Source organism: Algoriphagus sp. AK58 (genome assembly GCF_014324365.1).
Lineage (GTDB): Bacteria > Bacteroidota > Bacteroidia > Cytophagales > Cyclobacteriaceae > Algoriphagus.
The window spans coordinates 46,888-70,605 of the sequence record NZ_QEIG01000005.1 but is presented as its reverse complement, the minus strand read 5'-3'; the positions used below and the strand labels follow the sequence as shown (position 1 = coordinate 70,605).

15 protein-coding genes are annotated in these 23,718 nt (G+C 42.9%); 12 read left to right on the top strand and 3 right to left on the bottom strand.

The window, feature by feature from the left end; translation table 11 throughout:
* The first annotated feature begins 4 nt into the window (after positions 1 to 4).
* The 11 genes from rpmF (at position 5) to DDT91_RS04005 (ending at position 16,031) form a co-directional block, all read left to right on the top strand.
* Positions 5 to 196 carry a 50S ribosomal protein L32 gene (gene rpmF / locus DDT91_RS04055; protein WP_187174859.1) on the top strand — a complete coding sequence of 64 codons (192 nt, stop codon included), beginning with the start codon at positions 5 to 7 and terminating at the stop codon, positions 194 to 196.
* A 230-nt stretch (positions 197 to 426) separates the two neighbouring features.
* The gene (locus DDT91_RS04050; RefSeq protein WP_187174858.1) at positions 427 to 1,425 is read left to right on the top strand and encodes a beta-ketoacyl-ACP synthase III; all 999 of its coding nucleotides are present in this window, start codon (positions 427 to 429) and stop codon (positions 1,423 to 1,425) included.
* A 22-nt stretch (positions 1,426 to 1,447) separates the two neighbouring features.
* Complete coding sequence (gene efp / locus DDT91_RS04045) at positions 1,448 to 2,011, top strand: elongation factor P (RefSeq protein WP_187174857.1); 564 nt, start codon at positions 1,448 to 1,450, stop codon at positions 2,009 to 2,011.
* A gap of 96 nt (positions 2,012 to 2,107) precedes the next feature.
* On the top strand, positions 2,108 to 2,590 hold the full coding sequence (accB, locus tag DDT91_RS04040; protein WP_187174856.1) for an acetyl-CoA carboxylase biotin carboxyl carrier protein: 483 nt from the start codon (positions 2,108 to 2,110) through the stop codon (positions 2,588 to 2,590).
* A 24-nt stretch (positions 2,591 to 2,614) separates the two neighbouring features.
* Positions 2,615 to 3,964 (top strand): acetyl-CoA carboxylase biotin carboxylase subunit, encoded by a 1,350-nt coding sequence (gene accC, locus DDT91_RS04035; RefSeq protein WP_187174855.1) that lies wholly within the window; start codon positions 2,615 to 2,617, stop codon positions 3,962 to 3,964.
* A gap of 572 nt (positions 3,965 to 4,536) precedes the next feature.
* Complete coding sequence (locus tag DDT91_RS04030) at positions 4,537 to 7,692, top strand: TonB-dependent receptor (protein WP_255502015.1); 3,156 nt, start codon at positions 4,537 to 4,539, stop codon at positions 7,690 to 7,692.
* A gap of 20 nt (positions 7,693 to 7,712) precedes the next feature.
* Positions 7,713 to 9,194, top strand: a complete 1,482-nt coding sequence (locus DDT91_RS04025; RefSeq protein ID WP_187174854.1) for a RagB/SusD family nutrient uptake outer membrane protein — start codon at positions 7,713 to 7,715, stop codon at positions 9,192 to 9,194.
* 178 nt (positions 9,195 to 9,372) lie between these two features.
* Entirely contained in the window at positions 9,373 to 11,688 is a 2,316-nt protein-coding gene (locus DDT91_RS04020; protein WP_187174853.1) for a PSD1 and planctomycete cytochrome C domain-containing protein, read from the top strand.
* A 1-nt stretch (position 11,689) separates the two neighbouring features.
* Positions 11,690 to 13,144: a DUF1501 domain-containing protein gene (locus DDT91_RS04015; protein ID WP_187174852.1), complete on the top strand. Its 1,455-nt coding sequence runs from the start codon at positions 11,690 to 11,692 to the stop codon at positions 13,142 to 13,144.
* Between the two features lie 9 nt (positions 13,145 to 13,153).
* Entirely contained in the window at positions 13,154 to 15,268 is a 2,115-nt protein-coding gene (locus DDT91_RS04010; protein ID WP_187174851.1) for a c-type cytochrome domain-containing protein, read from the top strand.
* A gap of 22 nt (positions 15,269 to 15,290) precedes the next feature.
* Positions 15,291 to 16,031 (top strand): sugar isomerase domain-containing protein, encoded by a 741-nt coding sequence (locus DDT91_RS04005; protein WP_187174850.1) that lies wholly within the window; start codon positions 15,291 to 15,293, stop codon positions 16,029 to 16,031.
* Positions 16,032 to 16,160: 129 nt separating this feature from the next.
* Here the strand turns inward: DDT91_RS04005 and DDT91_RS04000 are convergent, their stop codons facing one another.
* Entirely contained in the window at positions 16,161 to 18,626 is a 2,466-nt protein-coding gene (locus tag DDT91_RS04000; RefSeq protein WP_187174849.1) for a family 20 glycosylhydrolase, read from the bottom strand.
* A 208-nt stretch (positions 18,627 to 18,834) separates the two neighbouring features.
* Between DDT91_RS04000 and DDT91_RS03995 the strand changes: the two genes are divergently transcribed.
* Positions 18,835 to 21,045, top strand: a complete 2,211-nt coding sequence (locus DDT91_RS03995; RefSeq protein ID WP_187174848.1) for an adenylate/guanylate cyclase domain-containing protein — start codon at positions 18,835 to 18,837, stop codon at positions 21,043 to 21,045.
* On the opposite strand, the gene DDT91_RS03990 is transcribed toward DDT91_RS03995, so the two are convergent.
* Both DDT91_RS03990 and DDT91_RS03985 read right to left on the bottom strand, forming a co-directional pair.
* Entirely contained in the window at positions 21,020 to 22,249 is a 1,230-nt protein-coding gene (locus tag DDT91_RS03990) for a S8 family serine peptidase (RefSeq protein ID WP_187174847.1), read from the bottom strand. The two genes, DDT91_RS03995 and DDT91_RS03990, sit on opposite strands and share 26 nt — an antisense overlap.
* A gap of 147 nt (positions 22,250 to 22,396) precedes the next feature.
* Positions 22,397 to 23,668, bottom strand: a complete 1,272-nt coding sequence (locus DDT91_RS03985; protein ID WP_187174846.1) for a S8 family serine peptidase — start codon at positions 23,666 to 23,668, stop codon at positions 22,397 to 22,399.
* Positions 23,669 to 23,718 lie beyond the last annotated feature (50 nt).

The following is a 23,718-nucleotide window of genomic DNA, read 5'->3' as shown; positions in this document are numbered from 1 at the left end:
TAAAATGGCACATCCTAAACGCAAAATTTCGAAAACCAGAAGAGATAAAAGAAGAACTCACTATAAACTGGAAGCTCCTGGATTGGCAAAATGTCCTACTACCGGAGAAATGCATTTACCTCACAGAGCTTTCTGGCTTGATGGTAAACTGTATTACAAAGGACAGGTAATCATCGAAAAAGAAATCAGAGCTTAATCAATCTTTGATCAAGTCATCTTTCAAATCCATCCCTTTTGAGGGATGGATTTTTTGTTTCTAAAAACTGAAAACAACTGAATTTTAAGTACTTAAACACACTGGGATGGTTTGGTTTTGGTGGTCAGAGGGCATTGTACTATTTTTGGCCCTGCTCAGGAAATTCCTGAAAGACAAACAGCCCAGTTTGAGAAATCTTTTCGAAATTTCTCACTATCAAACCTAGCAAAATGGACAAAATCAGAGCCATGATTACCGGTATTCAGGGATACGTCCCGGAGTATCGTCTGACCAACAAAGAGCTTGAATCCCTAGTGGATACCAACGACGAATGGATCACCTCCCGCACGGGTATCAAAGAAAGAAGAATCCTAAAAGGTGAAAACCAGGGGACCTCCGTCATGGGTATCGAAGCAGTAAAAGGTCTTTTGGAGAAAACAGGCACCAATCCTTTGGATATCGAATTAATCATCTGTGCGACGGTAACCCCTGATATGCCTTTTCCTGCAACTGCAAATATTATCGCAGACAAAGTCGGTGCAAAAAACTCCTTTTCTTTTGATGTGGGTGCTGCCTGTTCCGGTTTTTTGTATGCGCTTCAACTGGGCGCTCAATTCATTCAAGCAGGTACTCACAAAAAGGTAGTGGTAGTTGGTGCAGATAAAATGTCTGCCATCGTGGACTACCAAGACCGAACCACCTGCATTCTTTTTGGAGATGGTGCCGGAGCCGTACTTCTTGAGCCTACTACGGAAAAAATGGGCATCATGGATGCTATTCTAAAAGCCGATGGTTCAGGCGAACCTTTCCTTCACATGAAAGCCGGAGGAAGCAGAAAACCCGCCTCAACCGAGACAGTCCTAAACCGCGAACATTTTGCCTATCAGGAAGGCGCTACGGTATTCAAATTTGCAGTAACCAATATGGCTGATGTGAGTGCTGAAGTAATGGAACGGAACGGACTGAAAGGCGAGGATATTGCCTGGCTTGTACCTCATCAGGCAAACAAGCGAATCATCGATGCTACAGCAAATCGAATGGGGGTCGGACCTGAAAAAGTCATGATGAATATCGAGCGATATGGAAATACCACCGCAGCCACGATTCCGTTGTGTCTTTGGGAATATGAACACCAACTGAAAAAAGGAGACAATCTGATCCTCGCTGCCTTTGGAGGTGGTTTTACTTGGGGATCCATTTACCTGAAATGGGCCTACGATCCGAAATAATTAACAGAATATAAACTAACCTATGGCAAGTACTGCAGATTTCAAGAATGGACTTTGTCTGGAGATGAACAACGACATTTTTTCAATTGTCGAGTTTCAGCACGTAAAACCAGGCAAAGGAGCGGCTTTTGTTAGAACAAAATTGAAAAGCCTCAAAACAGGAAAAACACTGGACAAGACTTTTAACGCAGGTGAAAAAGTAACCACGGCAAGAGTTGAAAAAAGGCCTCATCAGTTTCTTTATGCGGATGACATGGGCTATAACTTCATGGACACGGAGACTTTCGAACAGATTACCTTGGAAGAAAGACTTATCGAAAGACCGAAACTATTGAAAGACGGACAAAACGTGGACATTCTTGTACATGCAGAAACGGAAACCCCGCTTTCGGTAGAGTTGCCTCCATTCGTGGAATTAATGATAACGTACACCGAGCCCGGTATCAAAGGCGATACCGCCACCAATGCCCTGAAACCTGCGACAGTAGAAACCGGCGCCACAGTGATGGTACCTCTCTTTGTGGATCAGGACACCTTGATAAGAGTGGACACGAGAGACGGATCATACTCGGAAAGAGTAAAATAATTGTAATTGGCTGTGTGATTTCTGTAAATTACACAGCTTTATTGTTTTTAACCCAACCCCAAGATGTCCAAAGACATTGAACAAAAAAAGAACCCTATGAAAGCGAAAGAGATTCAGGAGTTGATCGATTATATCTCCAACTCCGGCCTGGCAGAGGTCAAAATCAAGACCGAAGAATTCGAACTTTCCATTAAAAAATATGCGGATTCTGCGACAGTAGCTCCAGCACCGGTCATCATGCATGCTCCTGCTCCGGTACATGCCCCAGTGGCGGCTGCGCCGGCACCTGCGGCTGCTCCAGCTCCAACAGCAGCACCAGCCTCTACCCCATCCAATCTGGTAGAAATTAAATCTCCCATGATCGGAACTTTCTACTTGACCCCAAATCCGGATTCAGCTCCTTTCGTTACTGAAGGTTCATCTGTGAAAGCTGGTCAGACAGTATGCATAATCGAGGCCATGAAGCTTTTCAACGAAATCGAATCTGAGGTTTCCGGAAAGATTGTTAAAATCTTGGTTTCGAATGCAACACCAGTAGAGTACGACCAGCCCTTGTTCCTTGTTGATCCAGCTGGATGATTTTTCCACTAAATCAAAAAGAGCGTGTTTAAGAAAATCTTAATTGCCAACCGCGGTGAAATCGCCCTTCGGGTAATTCGAACCTGCAAAGAAATGGGCATCAAAACCGTGGCCGTATATTCCACTGCTGACAAAGACAGTCTTCATGTGCGATTTGCTGATGAAGCTGTTTGTATCGGTCCTGCACCTAGCCGTGAATCTTACCTGAATATTCCTCGGATCATTGCGGCGGCGGAAATTACCAATGCAGATGCCATCCATCCGGGATATGGTTTCCTCTCTGAAAATGCAGAATTCTCCAGAATTTGTGAAGAATACGGAATCAAGTTTATTGGAGCCTCACCGGATATGATCGCCAAAATGGGCGATAAGGCTACTGCCAAGGCGACCATGAAAGCAGCCGGCGTACCTACCATTCCAGGTTCGGATGGATTGTTGGATTCTATAGAGCAGGGCCTGAAAATCGCCAATGAGATGGGCTACCCTGTGATTCTAAAAGCTACCGCCGGTGGTGGTGGACGGGGAATGAGGATTGTCAAGGAAGACAAAGAATTCAAAAAAGCATGGGATGATGCCAAAATGGAATCCGGTGCGGCTTTTGGAAACGACGGTCTTTACCTTGAAAAATTCGTTGAGGAACCACGACACATTGAGATTCAGGTAGTCGGTGACAAAACAGGTAAAGCTTGCCATCTCTCTGAGCGAGATTGCTCCATCCAGAGAAGACATCAGAAACTGGTCGAGGAAACCCCTTCCCCATTCATTACCGAGGAGTTACGAGAAGCGATGGGCAAAGCGGCCATCAAAGGTGCTGAAGCCATCGGCTACGAAGGTGCTGGCACGATTGAGTTTTTGGTTGACAAGCATCGTAACTTCTACTTCATGGAGATGAACACCCGAATTCAGGTAGAACATCCCATTACAGAGGAAGTAACGGACTTTGACCTGATTAAAGAACAAATTAAGGTTGCCGCGGGTGAAACCATTTCTGGAAGAAACTATTTCCCCAAGCTCTACGCCATGGAGTGCCGAATCAATGCAGAAGATCCTGCCAACGGCTTTCGTCCTAGCCCAGGAAAAATCAACAACCTTCATATTCCGGGAGGTCGAGGAGTCAGAGTGGATTCTCACGTATATGCGGGCTATGTGATCCCACCAAACTATGACTCCATGATTGCCAAGCTGATTGTGAGCGGTCAGTCCAGAGAGGAAGTGATTGTGAGAATGAAGCGTGCCTTGGAAGAATTCGTCATCGACGGAATCAAGACTACTATTCCATTCCATATAGCCTTGCTTGAAAATGAGCAATTCAAAGAAGGAAACTTCACCACAAAGTTTTTGGAAACATTCGATTTCTCGGTGATTAAAGGATAATTGACATCTTACTCCATACTAGAAAGCCACTCCAAAAGAGTGGTTTTTTTTATTTATTCCCTACATATCGATTAGTCCAATACTGAAATCAAACGAAAAATTCCATTCCATCATTATCCTTGCACTAACTAAAGCTGAAGCTACTTTACTCTCTTTATTATATACGACGACTTTATTACCAAAAAGTGGAAAAACGTTACATCTATTCAGATAGAACAAACACAAAAAAACAACCCTTCATCAAGTTAAAAACAGAGAAAAGAAGCTGGGCACATTTCGCCCAAAAAAAACTTCATATACCATACTTTTTGAGATCTAATCTAAACTAATAGTATCCCTCTTTTTTAGACTCAATTCCGGTTATAAATAATTTATATTTATAATATAAATAAAACTTAAAATTCTATTTTTTAAACTTTATTAAATAACTTTTTTAATTTTTTTAAATAATTCATGACAGTACAGGACACCAACTTAAAAATTATTCAATACATTAACTGAAGTGTTTTGAGATGAAGTAGTGACGACTTTTAAATATTGAAACCTTTTTATTAACAATAACCCATAAAACAATGAAGAATTTTACCACTTCAAGGAAAGTTCCGGGAAAAAGGAAAGCACCTTCCGGTCTCCTTACCGTTGCACTACCTCTCTGTGCAACCCTCCTATGGGGCATGCCTCCTGCAAAAGCAGAGAGTTCAGCCCCTTTTTATTACCAACAAGCAGAAAAGACTGTCTCGGGCACAGTCAAAGATGCAACGGGCGCTCCTCTACCCGGGGTGAGTGTCTTAGTAAAAGGAACTAACAAAGGAACTGTGACTGATCTGGATGGGAAATATTCGGTGTCAGTTCCCGAAGGAGGATCAATTGTGTTTTCATTTATCGGATTTGCTTCCCAAACCGTCACCGTTCAGTCCCAAAGCGTGGTAGATATAGTCCTTCAGGAAGACAGTCAATCACTCGATGAAATTGTGGTGGTGGGATATGGTACCATGAAAAAATCCGACTTAACAGGTTCTGTAGGATCCGTGAGAGGTGAAAAACTAATGGACAGATCCCAGACAAATGCCGTGAAATCTCTCCAAGGGCGTGTTGCTGGTGTGGAAGTATTAAATACCCAAAACGCTCCGGGGGCTGGTGCCCGAATCCGAATCAGAGGAATCAACTCCATTAACTCGGGAGTTCAGCCTCTCTTCGTAATTGACGGTATTATCGGAGGCGACCTCAACATGATCAACCCTGGAGATATTGAATCCATGGAAGTCTTAAAAGACGCTTCTTCAGCAGCAATTTATGGTGCCCGTGGAGCCAACGGCGTAATTATGGTCACCACCAAAAGAGGCAAGAAAAATCAAAGTCAGGTGATTTATGACAATTTCTTCTCTGTGTCTACTCTGGCTAATAGTGTTCCAGGATTGAATTCCACTGAGTTCATGGAAATATATAACCGAGCTTTTGATAATGCCGCCAAGTATGATCCATCCGGATTTGCGCAAGGACGATATAGAAGAGCAGATCCAGCAAATTATCCAAACCTTTTCGATTCCAGCGGAAAGCCATTGTACAACACAAATTGGGAGGACGAAATCTACAACCCTGCCTTCGGACAAAACCATAACCTGGCTTTTAGAGGCGGCTCAAGCAACACTGCTTACAACGTTTCTCTTGGCTACACCAATGAAGACGGTATCATGATGGGATCAGGATTTGAGCGATTCAATGGTAAAATATCGATCGACTCTGATGTAAAAAAGTGGTTGACCGTAGGCGGGAGTATCCTGGGCACAAAAAGTAAAAGAAATATAGTTGACGATGGAAATGGAAGTTTGAACGTGCCTCGAATGGTTGCTGAAGCCTTGCCCATCATTCCGGTAAAATATCCTGACGGAAGATGGGGAGCCAACTCTGACTGGCCGGGAACAGAAGGTGCTGAAAACCCAGTCAACATCGCTCAAAATAGGGGTACGGAGGCAAATGTTACTCAGTTTTATTCTGATGTGTATTTGAATTTTAAGATATCTCCAGAATTGGAGTTCAAAACCACCTTCAGTACCATCTTAGAATCCACTAAAAACAATTTCTATTCTTCCAGAAACCTGAGACTTTTATCTGCTGACCAAAGAGGCATTGCAACTGTCAGCATGCAGGATAGAGTTTATTGGCAAAGTGAGAATTTCTTAAACTGGAATAAACAGTTCGGTGAAGATCATAGGATCAACGCGATGTTTGGATTCAGCTGGCAGAGAGATTCTTTTGAGAATTTGAGCGTAAGATCTGAAGGTTTCATAGATGATTTCTTTGAATGGACAAACATACGAGCAGGCAATATTATCCCGATAGCTGGCATTAATGGAAACGTAGGAGCGTCTCAATTGAACTCTTATTTTGCCAGAGCTAACTATAGCTTCAAGAACAAATATTTGGTGACAGCAACAGGTAGATACGATGGATCTTCACGATTTGGGGCAAATAATCAGTATGCTTTTTTCCCTTCATTAGGTGTGGCTTGGAGAGTTTCCGAAGAAGAATTTTTTAACAAAGGTGGCATAATGAATGACCTTAAGGTTAGAGCCAGCGCAGGAAGAACAGGAAATCAGGAGATAGGCAACTTTAACTCACTTCAATTTTTAGGAACGTTCAACGTCCTCAAAGCAGCCGGGAATGAGATTGCTATTTCTCAGACTTCTTTCGGTAACAGTGATTTAAAGTGGGAATCTACCGATCAATATGATATGGGGATTGAAATGAGCTTCTTTAACAGCAGATTGAATATCGAAACGGACGTTTACTATAAAGTAACCAATGATTTGATCTTGAATGCGCCTCTTCCTTGGTCTACAGGTTTCGGATCAGTTAGTCGAAACATAGGAAGCGTTGAAAATAAGGGTATTGAATTTACCATTAATAGTGTAAACGTTGAAAAAGGAGACTTCTCCTGGTCCACAGATCTGAATTTTGCTACTAACAGAAACGAAATTCTAAAACTAGGAGCAAACAATGCCGACATTTTCCCCGGCCCTAATTTCCTTGGACCAACCAATATTTTACGGGTAGGTCAGCAAATCGGTAGTATTTGGGGCCGTGTAAGACTTGGTACTTGGGGCACTGACGAGGCGGATGAGGCAGCTCGCTATGGGTTGAGACCGGGAGATATCAAATGGCAAGACCTAAATAACGATGGCAGAATAGACGGAAATGACTCCAAGATTATCGGGAGAATGTATCCGAAATGGACTGCCAATATGACAAACACCTTCGTTTACAAAAACTTTGACTTATCCTTTGAATTGAGATTTGTAGAGGGCAATAACGTCATTAACGCTACTAAACATTCAGTAGAAGACAGACAAACCTTAGCTAACAGCTATGCAACCGTATTGAATGCCTGGAGACCAGACAATCAGAATACCATGATAGCTGAAGTTAGAGCATGGGGAACCCCATACCTCACCAACGGTGACACGCATTGGATGGAGGATGGTTCCTTCGTCAGACTTCAAAACTTAATGTTGGGGTACAATCTTCCCTCTGTTTTGTTGGATAAATGGAAGCTAACCAAAGCCAGAGTATTCTTCAGCGGTCAGAATTTATTTGTCTTGACTGATTATACAGGTTATGATCCTGAGGTAAACACCTTCGAGGGTTCAGGTCAACTTCCGGTTGGTCTTGACTTCTTCCCGTTTGCCAGACCGAGAACCTTTAGTGCAGGACTTAATTTGAGCTTTTAATTCTTAAAAACGGAAATCAAATGAAACGATATATTAAATACCTCTTATCCTTTGTCATTGTAACTGGAGCAGTATCCTGCAATGAATTTTTGGAAGAAAATCCAAATACGCTGACTACTCAGGCTAACGTAACCAGCATTGAGGCCGCAAGAGCCTTTTTAGCAAGTATTTATGGTAATGTCAACTTAGTAGCTGTTGGTTCCGGAGGCTGGGGCGGCAATACGCTTTCTCTTTTGGAATTTATGTCCGGAAAAGCAGATGGTGTGGCCCAGACAGAAGCTTTCCGCTTCAATCAGCTGACCCATGATTCACAGGCATTTTACATTGACACGTATTGGCAAAGCGCCTATCAAGGCATTTTGAGATGCAATGTTGCATTGAAGCAAATTCCTGGTTTCAGTGTTTTAAACGAAACTCAAAAAGCTGAATTTCTGGCAGAAGTACGAGCACTGAGAGCTTTCTACTATTTCTATTTGGTAAGAATGTTTGGGGATGTTCCTATGGTTACAGAACCTATAACCAGTCTCAATGATGTAAATACGCCCAGAACACCTGTAAAGCAAATCTATGATCAGGTCATCATTCCCGACTTGTTGGAAGCTGAAAAGGCACCCTTACCCTGGAGAAGACCCAATGGTGAAGTATCCAGAGGATTTGTGAAAGCTTTATTGGCAGATGTGTATTTGACCTATGCTGGATTTCCGGTGAATGCCGGTCAATCTGCCTATGTAGAATCAGCAAAACGCTCCAAAGAATTGGTCGATTTGAGAACAAGTACTTTTCCATTGTTCAAGGAATATCGGGAAATGATACTTCCTTCTAATAAAAATACAGGGGAATTCATTTTCCAAGTTCAGTTTGATAAAGTAAACAGAAACAATCCCTTAACTCCTGTAGTCTTACCCACTTTCGCAGGAATTTCCAGGTATGCCAACGAATTTGGCGGACTAGTGCCCAGAGTGGAATTCATTAGATCCTTTGATCCCAATGATAAGCGGGTGGCTGAAAAACAATATTTCTTCACGGAATACAATGGAAAGCAACTTGGTGGCCATTATATATACAAATGGTTTGACAAGGTTGCCGTTGATTCAGATACCAGGTCAGAACTTAATTTCTCGATCTATCGAATGCCTGACGTCATGTTGATGTATGCTGAGGCTTCCAACCGTGCGGAAGGTTCTCCTAATCAATTGGCTAAAGATGTAGTAAATGAAATTAGGGCAAGGGCCACATTAGCTCCTATAGGAAATCTAAACAGCGAAGCATTTGAGAGAGAAGTTTGGAATCAACGGTATTTCGAATTGAGCTTTGAAGGCAAAATCTGGTTTGATATGGTGAGAACAAGAAAAGTGAGAAATGATGTCACAAAACAGTACGATGATTTTATTGGACATAGAAACGTGTTCGGAGCAACTTTCCAAGAAAGGAATCTCTTATTTCCGATTCCTTTAAGGGAAATCCAAACAAACCCAATTCTTACCCAAAACACCGGCTTCTAATGCCCTTGATTCCTTAGAGTTGAAGAGGTCTTTTTCCCAAAAGATCTCTTCAACTCTATATTTCATAAAACCAAGCAACTTTTTGAATACAATTATTAGATTTGAATATGACCGACAATAGTGAAGTCAAGTGATTGACTTTTACTAGAATAAACCCAATAAAACCAAAATATCAATAATGATTAGAGTCAAGCTGTCCCATTTATTACCACTTCTTGTTTCGGGAGCATTGACATTGTCCTGTAATCAAGATCAAAAGACATCTATCAATTTAGAATCAGGGGACCAAATCAGTTACAACTTCCATATCCGTCCTATTCTTTCGGATAAATGTTTTGCCTGTCATGGGCCTGACGCCAACAAGAGGGAAGCTGATCTGAGGCTAGACACCGAAGAGGGTGCATATGCAGCACTCAAAGAAAGTCCTGGAAAATTCGCTTTGGTATCAGGTAAGCCCTTGGAATCGGAGGTATACCACCGGATCACCACTTCGGATCCAAGTGCATTGATGCCTCCACCTGAGTCCAATCTTTCATTGACACAGGAAGAAATTGATCTGATCAAGCGATGGATCGAGCAGGGAGCTAAATACGAGCCACATTGGGCGTTTATGAAAGTCGAAAAGCCAACCGTTCCGTCTTCCGACTGGGGGAATAGTGAAATCGATGCTTTTGTTCATTCCAAAATCAAATCCAAAGGTCTTAAGCCCAACCCTGAAGCCAGTTCCTATGAGTTAATCAAACGGGCAAGCTTGGATCTGACTGGCTTACCCCCTACTCCTGAACTTTTGGACAAATACGCCGGCTTTTCCGGTTCAAATACCTACGAGAAACTCTTGGACGAACTCATGGCCATGCCCTCCTACGGAGAAAAATTGGCGATCCTCTGGTTGGATATCTCCCGATACTCAGACAGCTACGGCTACCAGGATGATGAAGTTCGAAGCCAATGGCCTTATCGGGATTGGGTGATCCATGCCTTCAACAACAATCTTCCCTACGACCAATTTCTTACATGGCAACTTGCAGGCGACCTGTTGCCCAACCCAACCAAAGAACAGATCTTGGCGACTGCATTTAACCGTAACCATAAATACACGGAAGAAGGCGGCGTCATCCACGAAGAGTACCGGGTTGAATATGTTTTGGATAAAACCAATACCTTCAGCAAAGGAGTCCTAGGCCTGACCATGGAGTGTGCCCAATGCCACGACCACAAATACGACCCGGTTTCCCAAAAAGAATATTTTCAGCTTTATGCTTTTTTCAACAATTCCAAAGAACAGGGCTTTGAAGGTGATGTAAGTCGTTCTAAGCCAGCCAAAACCCCTATTCTTTGGATAGAACGGGAGGATATTGACGGACTGCTGAAATTCATCAACCATCAGGACACCAGCAAATTGATGGTATCGGTCATGGGAGAACTTGGACCTGAGGAAAGCCGAACCACCTACATTCTTGACCGAGGAGTCTACGATGCTCCTACCGTTCCGGTAGAAGCTTCCACACCTACATCGGTTTTGAAATTCCCCGAAACCTTTGAAAAAAATAGACTTGGCTTGGCCAAATGGACCACACACCGGGACAATCCGCTTACCTCACGGGTTTTTGTCAACCTGATCTGGCAGGAACTGTTCGGAAAAGGAATCGTCAAATCAGCGGGGGATTTTGGGATGCAAGGAGACCTTCCTACCCATCCCGAACTGCTTAATTGGCTGGCAGCAGATTTTATGGAAAATGGCTGGAATGTAAAACGACTTTTAAAGCAGATCATGACCTCGGCCACTTATCGCCAATCCGCTGCGATTTCCAACAAACATTTAGAAGTCGACCCGGATAATCTATACCTCGCCAGAGCGCCTAGGCTAAGACTTCCTGCTGAGAATATTCAAGATCTAGTTTTGGCAAGTAGCGGACTTTTGGTCAATCAAATCGGTGGCCCAAGTGTGAAACCTTACCAGCCTCCAGGACTTTGGGAAGCGGCTACTTCGGGTCGTGGAACCCTCGCAAATTACGTGCAGGACTCCGGCGATAAACTCTATCGCAGAGGAATTTACAACTTTATCAAATTGACCGTTCCTCCTCCAAAAGCCATCATTTTCGATTCTAGCAATCGAGACCGATGTGAAATTTCCCGAAACAGAACAAATACCCCTCTCCAAGCCTTGGTCATGATGAATGACCCCATGGTGCTGGAAGCCTCCAGGGTACTTTCGACCAAACTTGCCGAAAAACATACGGACCCGGAAAAAGCCATTGAAGAGGCATTCAAGCGAATCGTATGCCGTGAAATGAAATCCAAAGAGAAAAGTCTGCTCATGGATTACTACGAGAGCGAATTAGAGCATTATCAAAACAATCCCGAAGAAGCTAAGAAAACCTTGGATGTAGGAGAATACCCCATGAACGAGGCGGCCATGACACCTCAAAATGCCGCCCTGATGCAAGTCATCGTGAGTTTGTACAATTTAGAAGAAACCATTACCAAGAGTTGATATGGAGAAGGAAATATTAGAACAAGGATTAAATCACAACCGGAGAAAATTTCTTTCCCGACTAAGTTTGGGCGTTGGCAGTGTAGCGTTGGGTTCTCTTTTGATCCCTGACTTATTCTCGGGAAAAAAGGAGGCGGAAGATTCCCTGATGAGGGCCCTTCCCCATTTTGCCCCAAAAGCCAAACGAATCATCTACCTTTTCCAAAACGGTGCCCCTTCCCAGTTGGAAACTTTCGATTACAAACCTCTCCTAAGAACAAATTTTGGTCAGGAGCTCCCCGACTCCATTCGAATGGGACAGAGACTTACCGGTATGACTGCCGGACAGAGTTCTTTCCCTCTGGTGGGTTCCTATTTCGATTTTAATCAATATGGTCAAAGCCGGGCATGGATCTCTTCGCTTTTCCCGCATATCGCCAGTGTGGTAGACGACCTCTGCATCGTTAAATCCATGCATACCGAGGCCATCAATCATGACCCTGCACTCACCTTTTTCCAAACAGGTGCTCAGGTCGGTAACCGCCCCAGTATGGGGGCATGGTTGAGCTATGGTTTGGGAAGTGAAAATGAAAACCTACCCGCCTTTTGTGTGCTGCTCAGCCGTGGAAAAGGTAATGGTCAGGGAGTCTATTCCAAGCTTTGGTCCAATGGGTTCCTTGATGCCAAACATCAAGGTGTTCAGTTTTCAAATTCTGAAGACCCCGTACTTTACCTTTCCGATCCAAACGGGATGACCCGTGATCAAAGAAGAAAAATGCTGGATCAAATTGCCGCTATGAATGACTTGAGCTACAAGGAATTCAATGACCCACAAATCACCGCCAAAGTCCAGCAATACGAAATGGCTTACCGCATGCAGACTGCCGTTCCTGAAATCACCGATGTGACCAAAGAACCCGACAGTGTGGTCAAACTTTATGGCCCGGATTGTCTCGTACCGGGAACCTACGCTGCCAATTGTCTTCTGGCTAGAAAACTCTCCGAAAATGGCGTCCGATTTGTCCAGCTCTATCACCAAGGATGGGATGCCCATGACAACCTGCCCAATCAGATGATCGGACAGGCAAAAGACGTGGACCAGGCTTCTGCTGCCTTGATCACGGATCTAAAGCAGCGAGGACTTTTAGATGAAACTTTGGTCATTTGGGGAGGAGAATTTGGCCGAACAAACTATTGTCAGGGAAAAATTGCTCCTGAAAACTATGGCCGGGACCATCACCCAAGGGCATTTTCCATCTTCATGGCAGGAGGTGGAGTCAAGTCCGGAATGGTCTATGGAGAGACGGATGATTTTGGGTACAACATTACCGAAAACCCGGTTCATGTGCATGATTTTCAAGCTACAGTCATGCACTTGATGGGCATAGACCATGAAAAACTCACCTATAAGCATTTGGGGAGACGCTACCGGCTCACCGATGTACATGGTCATGTAGTCAAAGATCTTATTGCTTAATCCCGATTTATGTCTCGATTTTCCCGGAGTATTTCCTGGTTGGAAAACCTGCTTTTCTTTTGGTGTGGTCTGACCCTGATTCTTTTGATCGGTGGTGAATCTTTAGCAATACCTGCCTGGCTGCAGGTAGCAGGAAGGTTGCATCCTCTGGTGCTGCACTTCCCAATTGTCTTACTAATTATGGCTGTTTTTGTCCTTTGGATCAGGGACGAAAATTGGAAAAAATTGGGAAGTAGCTTTTTGCTTGTGGGAGCCAATTTCGCGGGAATAACCGTGTTGGCCGGATTACTTCTGGCTGCAGAAGATTATGAGGGAGAGGCTCTTTCCTGGCACAAATGGTTGGGAGTTCTTTCTCTTGGGTTTTCTGTATTACTTTATTTTTTTCAAGAACAACTTCTAAATTACCACAGACTGATTGCTTCTTCTTTGGCTGTTATTCTGTTACTGACAGGGCATTTTGGAGCCAATCTTACCCATGGAGAGGATTTCCTTATAGCTCCACTCTTAACAAAAGAAGTAAAGACCGTAGCCTTGGAAGAGGCAGAGGTGTTTCGGGATTTGGTTCAGCCCATTTTCGAGACCAAATGCATTTCCTGCCACAAAGAGGGTAAAATCAAAGGCGAACTTCGAATGGACCATCTGGAAGGAATCCAAAAAGGTGGCAAATCTGGCCCCTTTGTTTTGGCCGGAAATCCTGACGAATCCCTTCTGATTACAAGAATACACCTTCCGTTGGAAAATGAGGAACACATGCCTCCCAAAAACAAACTTCAACTTACCGACGAAGAGCTGGAAATCCTCAGGCTGTGGGTAGCAAGCGGTGCCTCTTTTGAGCAAAAAGTAACCGAACTTTCAAAGGAAGAGCCACTTTTCCTTCTTGCTTCAAATCGCTTTTCAACGGAAAAACCGTACTCCTTTAGGGCTGCAGATGCAAGTGAAATCGAAAACCTGAACAACTTCTTCAGAAAAGTAAAACCCATATTCCCTGGTTCACCGGCTCTGGAAGTCGCTTATTTTGGTTCATCTACCTTCGAGCCCAACTCTCTTTCGGATTTGAAGAAAGTCAAAGAGCAGGTGGTAAAAATCAATTTGAATCGCATGCCTTTGGAAAATGTAGATCTGTCTTTTCTTTCTGATTTTCAAAATCTTGAAGAGATTCAACTCAACTTTACTGGAATCACTTCAGTTCAATTGAAAGGATTGAGCAACATCACAACCCTCCGAAGCTTGGCTATCTCTGGAAATCCTTTGGGAGAATCAGGAATTCAGGAACTGAAAAATCTGACACAACTAAAAAGACTTTATCTCTGGCAGTCCGGATTGGGTGAGGATGAAAAAAATGACCTAAAGAAGGCTTTATCCAATACGCAGATTGATTTTGGCTTCGATGACAAAGGCATCATCTATCCGCTTAATCCTCCAAAGATTGATTTTGAGGAAGTGATGTTTAAGGAGAAAGCGGAAGTCAAAATCTCCCATCCCATCAAAACAGCAGAAATCCGATACACCCTGGATGGAAGCGAACCTGATAGCATCGGATCACCTGTTTATTCCCAGCCCATTTCTCTGACCAAAACGTCTCAGATCCGAGCCAAAGCCTTTGCCCCGGGATGGATAGGAAGTGAAGAATCCAAAACCCTGCTTTTCAAAGAGGGCTTAAAACCCCAATCCTACAAGTTGGTAAATGAGCCGCATAACCGATACAAAGCCAAAGGTGCCACTAGCCTATTTGACGGAGTAAAGGGGAAAGCCAATCATACCTCGGGTGATTGGTTGGGATTTACAGACAGTCCAATGGAAATTGAAATTTTCTTGGAAAATAATCAACGCCCCAAATCTCTGGAAATCAGCCATCTCTTACATGAAGGGGCCTATATTTTCCCACCAGAATCGGTGGAAATCTGGACTGGATCCGAAGGAAATTGGACGAAAATCCAGACACCTTCTACCACTCAATCCTCTAAAATAGAAGAGGTTAGATTTGGATTAATTTCCTTCCAGCTTCCAGATAATTCTTTCGACCAGCTTAAGGTGCGCTTAAAGCCAATTTCCAAATTACCCAAATGGCATCCGGGTGCCGGTGCAAAGGGATGGGTGTTTGTTGATGAAATTGTACTATATTAAGTCATCACCCAAAGTTTAATCCATGACTTCAGAACCTTACAAACGGTACCGGGATACGGTAGTTGAGAAACTTCAAAAGGCCTTCAGGCAAGAAAAAGAAATTCAGTGTGCAGCCAAATGGATAGCGAATACCCTTAAAAACGAAGGCTGGATTTATACAAGTGGAACAGGGCACTCACATATGTTTGCCGAGGAGATTTTCTATCGGGCAGGAGGATTTGCCAGAGTCCAGCCTATTTTGGATCCCGATCTGATGCTTCACAAAGATGCTTCCGGGAGTACTGAGGTGGAGCGTAGAGAAGGCTACGCCCAAAAACTTCTCAAACCCTTTCGAATCAACTCCAACGATGTATTCATCATCTCCTCCAATTCGGGAAGGAACCCTGTAAGTATTGAAATGGCGCAATTTGCCAAGGAAAAAGGAGCGAAAGTCATCGTAATCACCAATTATCTTCACAGCAAATCCGTGGATTCCAGGCATTCTTCAGGCTTGAAGCTTTTCCAGGTCTGTGATCTGTTTTTGGATAATTTTGGGGAGATAGGAGATGCCTCGATTTCTTTTGAAGGATTGGAAGGAAGAGTCGGAGCAACGTCCACCGTCATAGGAGCAGCACTACTACAGGCCATCATGGTTCAGGCAGTCGGGCTATTGTTGGAAGAAGGCATCACTCCAGAGGTGTTTATCAGCTCCAACTCCGACATAGGGGAAGCTCACAATGAGGCACTTCTCGCCAAGTACAAAAAAGAAGTTAAAATTCTTTAGTCTGGAATAGACACTCCTCTATTGTCCTAAAGCAACTTGGTTTGGGTTAAGAACTTTTCAAAAGTTTACGCACCCAAATCTGGTGTCTTGAATCTTACGTCTTGTCTCCTCATCTCTAAATCTCCAACCCTAATCCAATCCGCCACTCCTTCCACTACTACCCCCTTGTGTAAATAACTTAAACTGGGGAGTATATCCAGAGAAATAAGGTATCGGTTCCCGGTAAATAGGAGAATTTTCATCCGGTTCCGATCCATTGTCCGTGTATCGGATCAATAATCCCGGATATGCCGAATTGACCAAAACTCTCCCGTCCTTAATCATCACACCCGGTCGAGGCAATCTATACTTGAATCCCCCAAAAATTGACTCCAAGCGGGGCAATTCCTTTTGACCAACCAAATTCACAAACCGGTTCCATTCTTGCTCCCTTCTTTCTTTGATTTCTGATTCTGATCCTGCTTTTGACCAATCTGGATCTCCTTGCCAAGCTCGTTCGATGTAGCCCAGCATTTTGGGCAAAAGGTAATATTCCATCATCTCCGGACCTTTGACCGTCTCCGTCCAAAGCTGTCCAGAAACTCCCAAAATGTTCCTTTTACCTAACTCAGTCAGTGGAGTGAATCGCTTTTCAGCTTCCGACCAATCCCAAGCATTTCCTTCTATGGTCTTATCGTGGGATAGATAGAGTTTTCTGGGAACAGTCTTCCAGGATTGATACATATCCACTACCCCACTCCAGGTATGTCCACGCTCATCCGGGTCCCAATCATACGCTAAGTCGAAATAAAAATTGGCGCTGGAGCAGATGACCACGGGGTACCCGGCATTGGCCAAGCGATAGGCCATATCCTCTCCTCCCCAACCGGCAACAGCATTCCAGGCATAAAGCCTCCAGTTTTGGTCTGCAAATTTTGGATTTGGAATTACGTCATTGCCTCGATGAGTCTGACCGATTTCTTCCCATCCTCCCATTTGAAGGCCATATTTTTGAAGAATCTGACCCGTCCGGTTTCTGAAATAATCGTTCAAATCTTCCACCTTAAGATCAGGGTTTCTAGTCAAAAACTCCTTACAGATAGGAGAAGCCGTCCAAACACCTCTTGGTACTTCATCTCCTCCGGTATGCCAGTTTTTGAGTTCAATTCCTGCCCCTGTATACATTTTCTGAATCTCTATAACCAGCTTTTCATAAAAAGCATAGGTCGACTCTTGGCATACACAGATGGTATTTCCCTTGAAATTTTGAGCCGAGAGATAGATGGATTGGTCGTCCGGATCTGCCAAACGATACTGTTGGGCCTCCTGGCCTTTACCGGCTTTCATGAGTTCCCTATATCTTTTCTCCATCGCCAAAATCGCCGCACGGGAATGGGCCGGCACACCCAACTCCGGAATGACTTCAATATGCCTCTCCTTGGCATAGGCCAAAATTTCCTGAAAATCGGCAACGGTGTAATATCCTGTGCCGGTTTGACTTTTCTCAGGAAAAGCCCCTGATCCATAGTAGGGCCAGAGAAATTCCGATTCATCGGAAGAAAATCCGCGACGGGCTCCAAATTCTGTCAGTTCGGGCAATCCAGGAATCTCAATCCTCCATCCTTCATCATTGGCTAAATTAAAGTGGAATACATTTAATTTATAAAAAGCCATCAAATCCAAAATCTTCTTGACCTGCTCTTTGGTTTGGAAATTTCGGGCTACATCCAAGAAAAACCCACGATATCCAAAGGCGGGTTCATCCTCAATTTCCACCTGTGGGAGTGTGATTTGATTGCTCGCCTCTTTCCAAAAATCAGGCTTCATCAAAGCCAAAAAAGATTGGATCCCATAAAAGGCTCCCTTAGGTGTCGAAGCGAGAATATCGACTCTTCGATTGGAGATTTTCAGTGCATAGGCTTCTTCAGCTAGCCCCTCCACCTTGGAGAGTTTGATATTAATGGGAGCCTGACTTCGATCCACTTGGGGTTTATAGCCTTTTATAAGGGATAACAAAAGGAACTTTGTCACCTCTGAAAATTCCTCAGCTCCTACCACCGCCGCCCCTGCATTTTGAATGGTGATGGGTTCCCCTGTGTATCTCCACTTTTTAGGAGATGGAAGAAAAGGCGGAATTTCTGAATCCGGTATTTGGGTCAATTTCCGATTTTCTTCATACCGAGCTTGAGAAGAAGGGACCGGAAGAGCACTTGATTTGGCCATTTCGGCCAGTTCCGCTTCGGAAAGAATTTGAGTTTGGTATTGGCTGATTTCTTCTACTTTCCCATCAGCATGGACTAAAATCAGGCTTTCCGGGGCATAGGAATTTTTCAAAAAAGCTCCTCTACTTTGGTAAGGAATAGAAAATGTACTGCCTGGCATGATTTCAGGTGTTTTTCCCTCAACTACAAAAAAATCACCCTGCAAATGCCTGATTTGAGTCTCGGGAATTTGAGAAAGGGTGTTTACTGAAATAAAAATAGTGTTGAAATAAAGCTTCCACCCTTCCTGAACTGAGGAAGTACCCAAATTAGAAATTGAAATTTCAGCTTTATGAAGTTGGGGGGTAGTAAACTTGTTTTCAAGTAAATTCCATTGGGCATTCAACTGTGCCATGGACTTACTTGATAAAAGTATTAAAAAGAACATTAAAAGACTTTTTCTCATATTCCTTAGTTCTTAAGAGTTGGATATTACCTTATCAAATTAACCAACCTTTGTTTAACAAGTACATTTTTCAGGATAAAACCCGACTTTTTTTACAACCCAAAAATCCCTAGCTTGGAATGAGTCATTCAACACCAACATAATTGATGACGTTTTTATGAGTCAAGGATTAATTCGAAAACAATCAGTAGTTTATTTTTCTGATATCGTTGGTTACACCCGTCTGATGGGAAAGGACGAAGATGGGGCATTTCAACTGATGAAAGACAATTTAACGATCCACAAACGGTACTTTGAAAAATTTGAAGGCCAACTAATCAAAGAGCTGGGTGACGGAATTTTGGGGGTTTTTGACTCTCCTCAAAATGCAATTTTGGCATCCATTGAAATTCAAAAGGAAATAATCGCTTTGGGAAAATTTTCCATCCGAATAGGAATGCACTGCGGAGACATTATTTTCGACCATGGGGATGTTTTCGGTGATGCAGTAAATCAAAGCTCACGGATTCAGAGTGTCGGAGTACCTTCAAGTATTTTGATTTCTGAGCAACTTTTTAATCAACTTCCAAAAGAGAGCCCCTTTTTGACCATCAAGTTGGGTGGATTTTCCTTAAAGAACGTGGCACAAAAAGTTGAACTTCATGCTTTAACCACACCTCCACTCACCGTACCCAAGAGGCTGGACATCCTTCAAAACATAAGATTTCAGGAGAAAAACCCTTTGAAATATGGGATTGGAATCGGAGTGATATTTTTATTACTCACCTTGGTGATTTATTCGATTTTTTGGAACAGTTCAGTTTGGGAGAAAGATAAATCCGTGGCAGTAATGCCCTTTTTTAACCTTAGCGGAAACCCAGAATTAGACTACTTCACGGATGGATTGACAGAAAATCTCATCGGACAGATTTCAAAAATCAATTCCATCAAAACGATTTCTTATTCCACAATGGCTGATTTCAGATCTTGGGAACGTCCACTCGATTCCTTGGCAAATGTGCTCGGGGTCACTACAGTTTTGAAAGGATCTGTAGAAGAACTCAATTCGGGATACCGATTCAAATTGCAGTTGATAGATATAGCTGAAAACAAAAATATTTGGACTGATGAATATTCTCGCGAAGGTAAAGACATTACCCAACTTCAAAATGAAATTGCAAGAGACATTGCTAGAGTCCTTGATGCTAAGCTGACGGCAGAAGAAGTAATCCAAATTGGAAAAGGAGAAACAAGCAATGCAGAGGCTTACGATTTACTATTCAGGGCAAAAAGACTTTATTATGAAGGATTTGGAGACCCTACTTTATTTTTTAAAGCGGCAGAATTATTGAAAAAAGCAATTGAATTGGACCCTAACTATGCCCTTGCATACACTTGGCTTGCCAAAACTTATTTCCAAATTGCCTACGATGATCCAAACGGCTCCTGGTATGACATGAGCCTGGAAATGAGCTCTAAAGCTCTTGAACTTGAACCTAAATTAGCGGAAGGTTACAGTGCAAGAGGAATCGTTTATTACGACCTGGGCCAATATGCAAAAGCTAAAAATATGCTGGAAACGGCACTTTCATTTTATCCTAACCTGAGCGACGCAATTGGCAATTTGGCTACCATTGAATTTGCTCAGGGCAATCTGCTGGAAGCCTTAAGTCTACAGACCAAATCTGCAAATCTTGGCCCTAACTCGTATCTACCCTATCAAAATATCGCTTGGATACACAAAATCCTGGGAAAGTTTGAAGAAGCTGACCAATGGTTTGACAAATCATTGAAAATCAGTAAAAACCAAGTTTCTTACGAGTTAAAGGGAATGTCATTGATTGAACAAGGCAAAAAATCTGATGCCTTAAAACTTTTGGAAAACCTTCCTTTGACAGATAGCTTAGAATACAATGTGAGAGTAGCTGGTTCAATCCTGTTTTTCGCACAGGAATATGATTCAGCTTATAAAGTTTGGGACATTTCTGTCAGTAGAAATATCAAGTCTGGTTTTGATAAATACTACAGTACACCTATAAACTTCTCTTATCTTTTGAAGCAAAGAGGAGATTCCCAAAGAGCAGATTCACTTCTCAATGCAATGATTCAGATAAAAATTGAAGCCATCAGCTTAGGATATGAAGATTACTATTTACCCTTGGATGTTTCAACAGCATATGCGATTAAAAACCAAAAGGAAGAAGCATTAAAATACCTGCAAATTGCCTATGATAGAGGATGGAGAGATTACTTTTTCACTGAATTTAACCCTGCGTTCGGAGAGTTAAGAAACGATAGCAGGTATGCCAAAATCATCGGGCAAATTCGATCAGACATTAATCAAATCAATCAAAAATTGACTTCTACCTCCCTGCAAAGGGATAAATAACTCCCTGGTAGGATTCTCTCCGAATGGATCTTGGACTTCCTCCTCTGGAATGGATCAGACCGGCAACCAATGCTGCCGACATCGAGGTTCCGGACATCACAGCATACTGGTTTCCGGGATAGGCAGAAAAGACTTGTTCACCTGGTGCAACCCAATCAACAGATGGAATTCCAAAATTTGCAGTGGAGGTAAATTGAGTGAACCCACTGCAATCAAAATCATAAGAACTTACGGTGAACACATTTGATCCGTCGATGCATCCCGGTAAATTAAGAGAAGATTGTCCCTGATCATTTCCTGCGGACATGACGACAAAAATGCCCTTCTCACCCAAATCGCTAATGATATCAGCCAAAATCGGATCAGAATTCGCACAATTGTTTATCCCATAACCTCCCAAACTCATCAAAACCACATCCCCTGAAATTCCGAATTTTTCAACATGATCCAATGCCAAAATTAAAGATGACCAAGATCCATAGCCCTGCCTATCCAGCACTTTCAACGATATCAGGTCAGCTCCTGCAGAAACTCCATTTACCCCTGGATTTCCTCGACCATTGCCAGCAGCCAACCCGGCGCAGTGCGTTCCGTGGCCCACATAATCTACCAAAGGATCGGAATCCCCATCCACAAAGGAAACTGAAAATCTGCGGCTAGGATTTACATTCAAATCAACATGATTGGCATCTATTCCTGAATCCAATATCCAGATAGAAGAACTTCGATTGATTGACGGCTGAGACCTTCCTACCAAGTTGACTGCGCAACTTGATTTGGTATTGTAATCATACAACATATCTGATTCGATAGCTTCTCCCTGCATCCTGGCCCTAGTCTGCATTCTGGCTCTAGTTTGCATTGTAAAGTCTTCGAAAACCCCTTTTACATTAGGGTCCATCTGTAGGTTTTGCACTTGTTCGGATGAAAGATCTGCCACAAATCCAACACCTGCATCGACAAATTTTTTGTTTTGTCCAACTATTATCCCCTTAGCATTAAGCAGATTATCAATTTTTGAAAGCTTGACATCCCTCTGCCCTTTATTCTGATTTTCTTGCTGACCTCGGTCTTGATTATTAGTCCTTGTCTTTCTTACAGGAGCTTCAAAGTTCTCAGTTAACAAAACTACATATCGTTGATTTTGAGAAAAAACAGAAAAAGACAAGGCAAAAAGAAAAATACCCAAGATTGATTTTTTCATTATTGGAGTTATTAGCTATTCAGAAACTTAACTCTTTTAAGTTCAACTTTTACATGATCCACTTTTTATTTTTAAAACTTGTGAAAAATCAAAGAAAAACCCCTCGTGAGGGGTTTTCTGAGGAGAGGGATTTCTGGAATTCTTTGACTATTTCTCAGGAATAGGATAGGTGTTCCCTTGTTGATCAGCTACCGTTGTTTTTGTTCTTATGTTTCCTTGGGAGAGATAAAGAAGCCCAGACATCAGAGCTGCTGACATGGATGTACCTCCCATTACCGCATATTTATCATTTGGATAGGTTGAAAAAATCATGTTGCCCGGCACAACCCAATCTATAGGAGGCAAACCATAATTGGAAAATGCGGAGAAATTCACTTGCGGCGAAGGTGATAAATAATCCAAATCAACCGATCCTATCGTATAGATCTTCTCTCCATTCACACAAGCAGGCAAAAATCCCGATGCCGGCTCACCGGTCCAAAAATATCCGTTGCCAGCAGCAACTACTATACTAACCTTATAAAAATTGGAAATACGGAGCATTTGTGCCATCAATCCATCCTGAGCACAATCACTGACTCTACCACCCAAACTCATTGATATCACATCACCTTCCTTAAGCCTACTCCTACTGGAGGCATATTCCAATGCCTGTAATACCCAGGTAAATTCTGCGTAGCCTTCCTGACCAAAGACCTTCAAAGAGACAAGTGGTGCTCCGGGAGCTACACCGTTCATTCCTATCAACCTCCTGTCAGGGTTTCCCTGATTCATAGATTTAGCAGCCGCTAAGCCTGCACAGTGGGTTCCATGTCCCCAAAAATCAAAGAAAGGATTCGAGTCAAAAACACTGGCATTGCGAAGCACAAAAGATCGACTTAGGTTCTGATCTACCTGGTTTTTTAAGTCCTGATGATCCTTATCAATCCCTGAGTCAACCACCCATATTTTATTCTGTTTATTGATTTTACGATCAGTACCTGCAAGATAAATGATGGCTTTGGAGGTAAAATTCTCCTCATCATAGCCCCATTGGGGATTCTCCTGCATTCTGGCTCGCACGGTTTGGGCCAAAACGTCCGACTGCATCCGTGCCCGGATGGTTTCCATTCCAAGTCTGAAATTCTGTTGGATCCTCGCAATATTCTGCTTATCAGCCTTAAGTTCTTTTAGCTTGGATAGTTCGACATTTTCCAAAACAAACCCTGTCAGAGAATTCACCAAAACTTGATTGGGGTCGATCTGAAGCCCTTTCTCTTTTGCAAATTCAATCAGTTGCCCATAAATCTTTTTTTCCAATGCTTTAACTTCAATGCTATCTGAAAGTAACCCGGCATTGGATTCACTGAGCACAGGTTCAAATTTCTTTTCATTCATCAATACCAGATAGGAATTTGGAATCAGTAGACTATCCGGCACCTGGTAAGGATTGAAAGTAAAATCAGAGCTATCTTCTTTTATTTGATTGG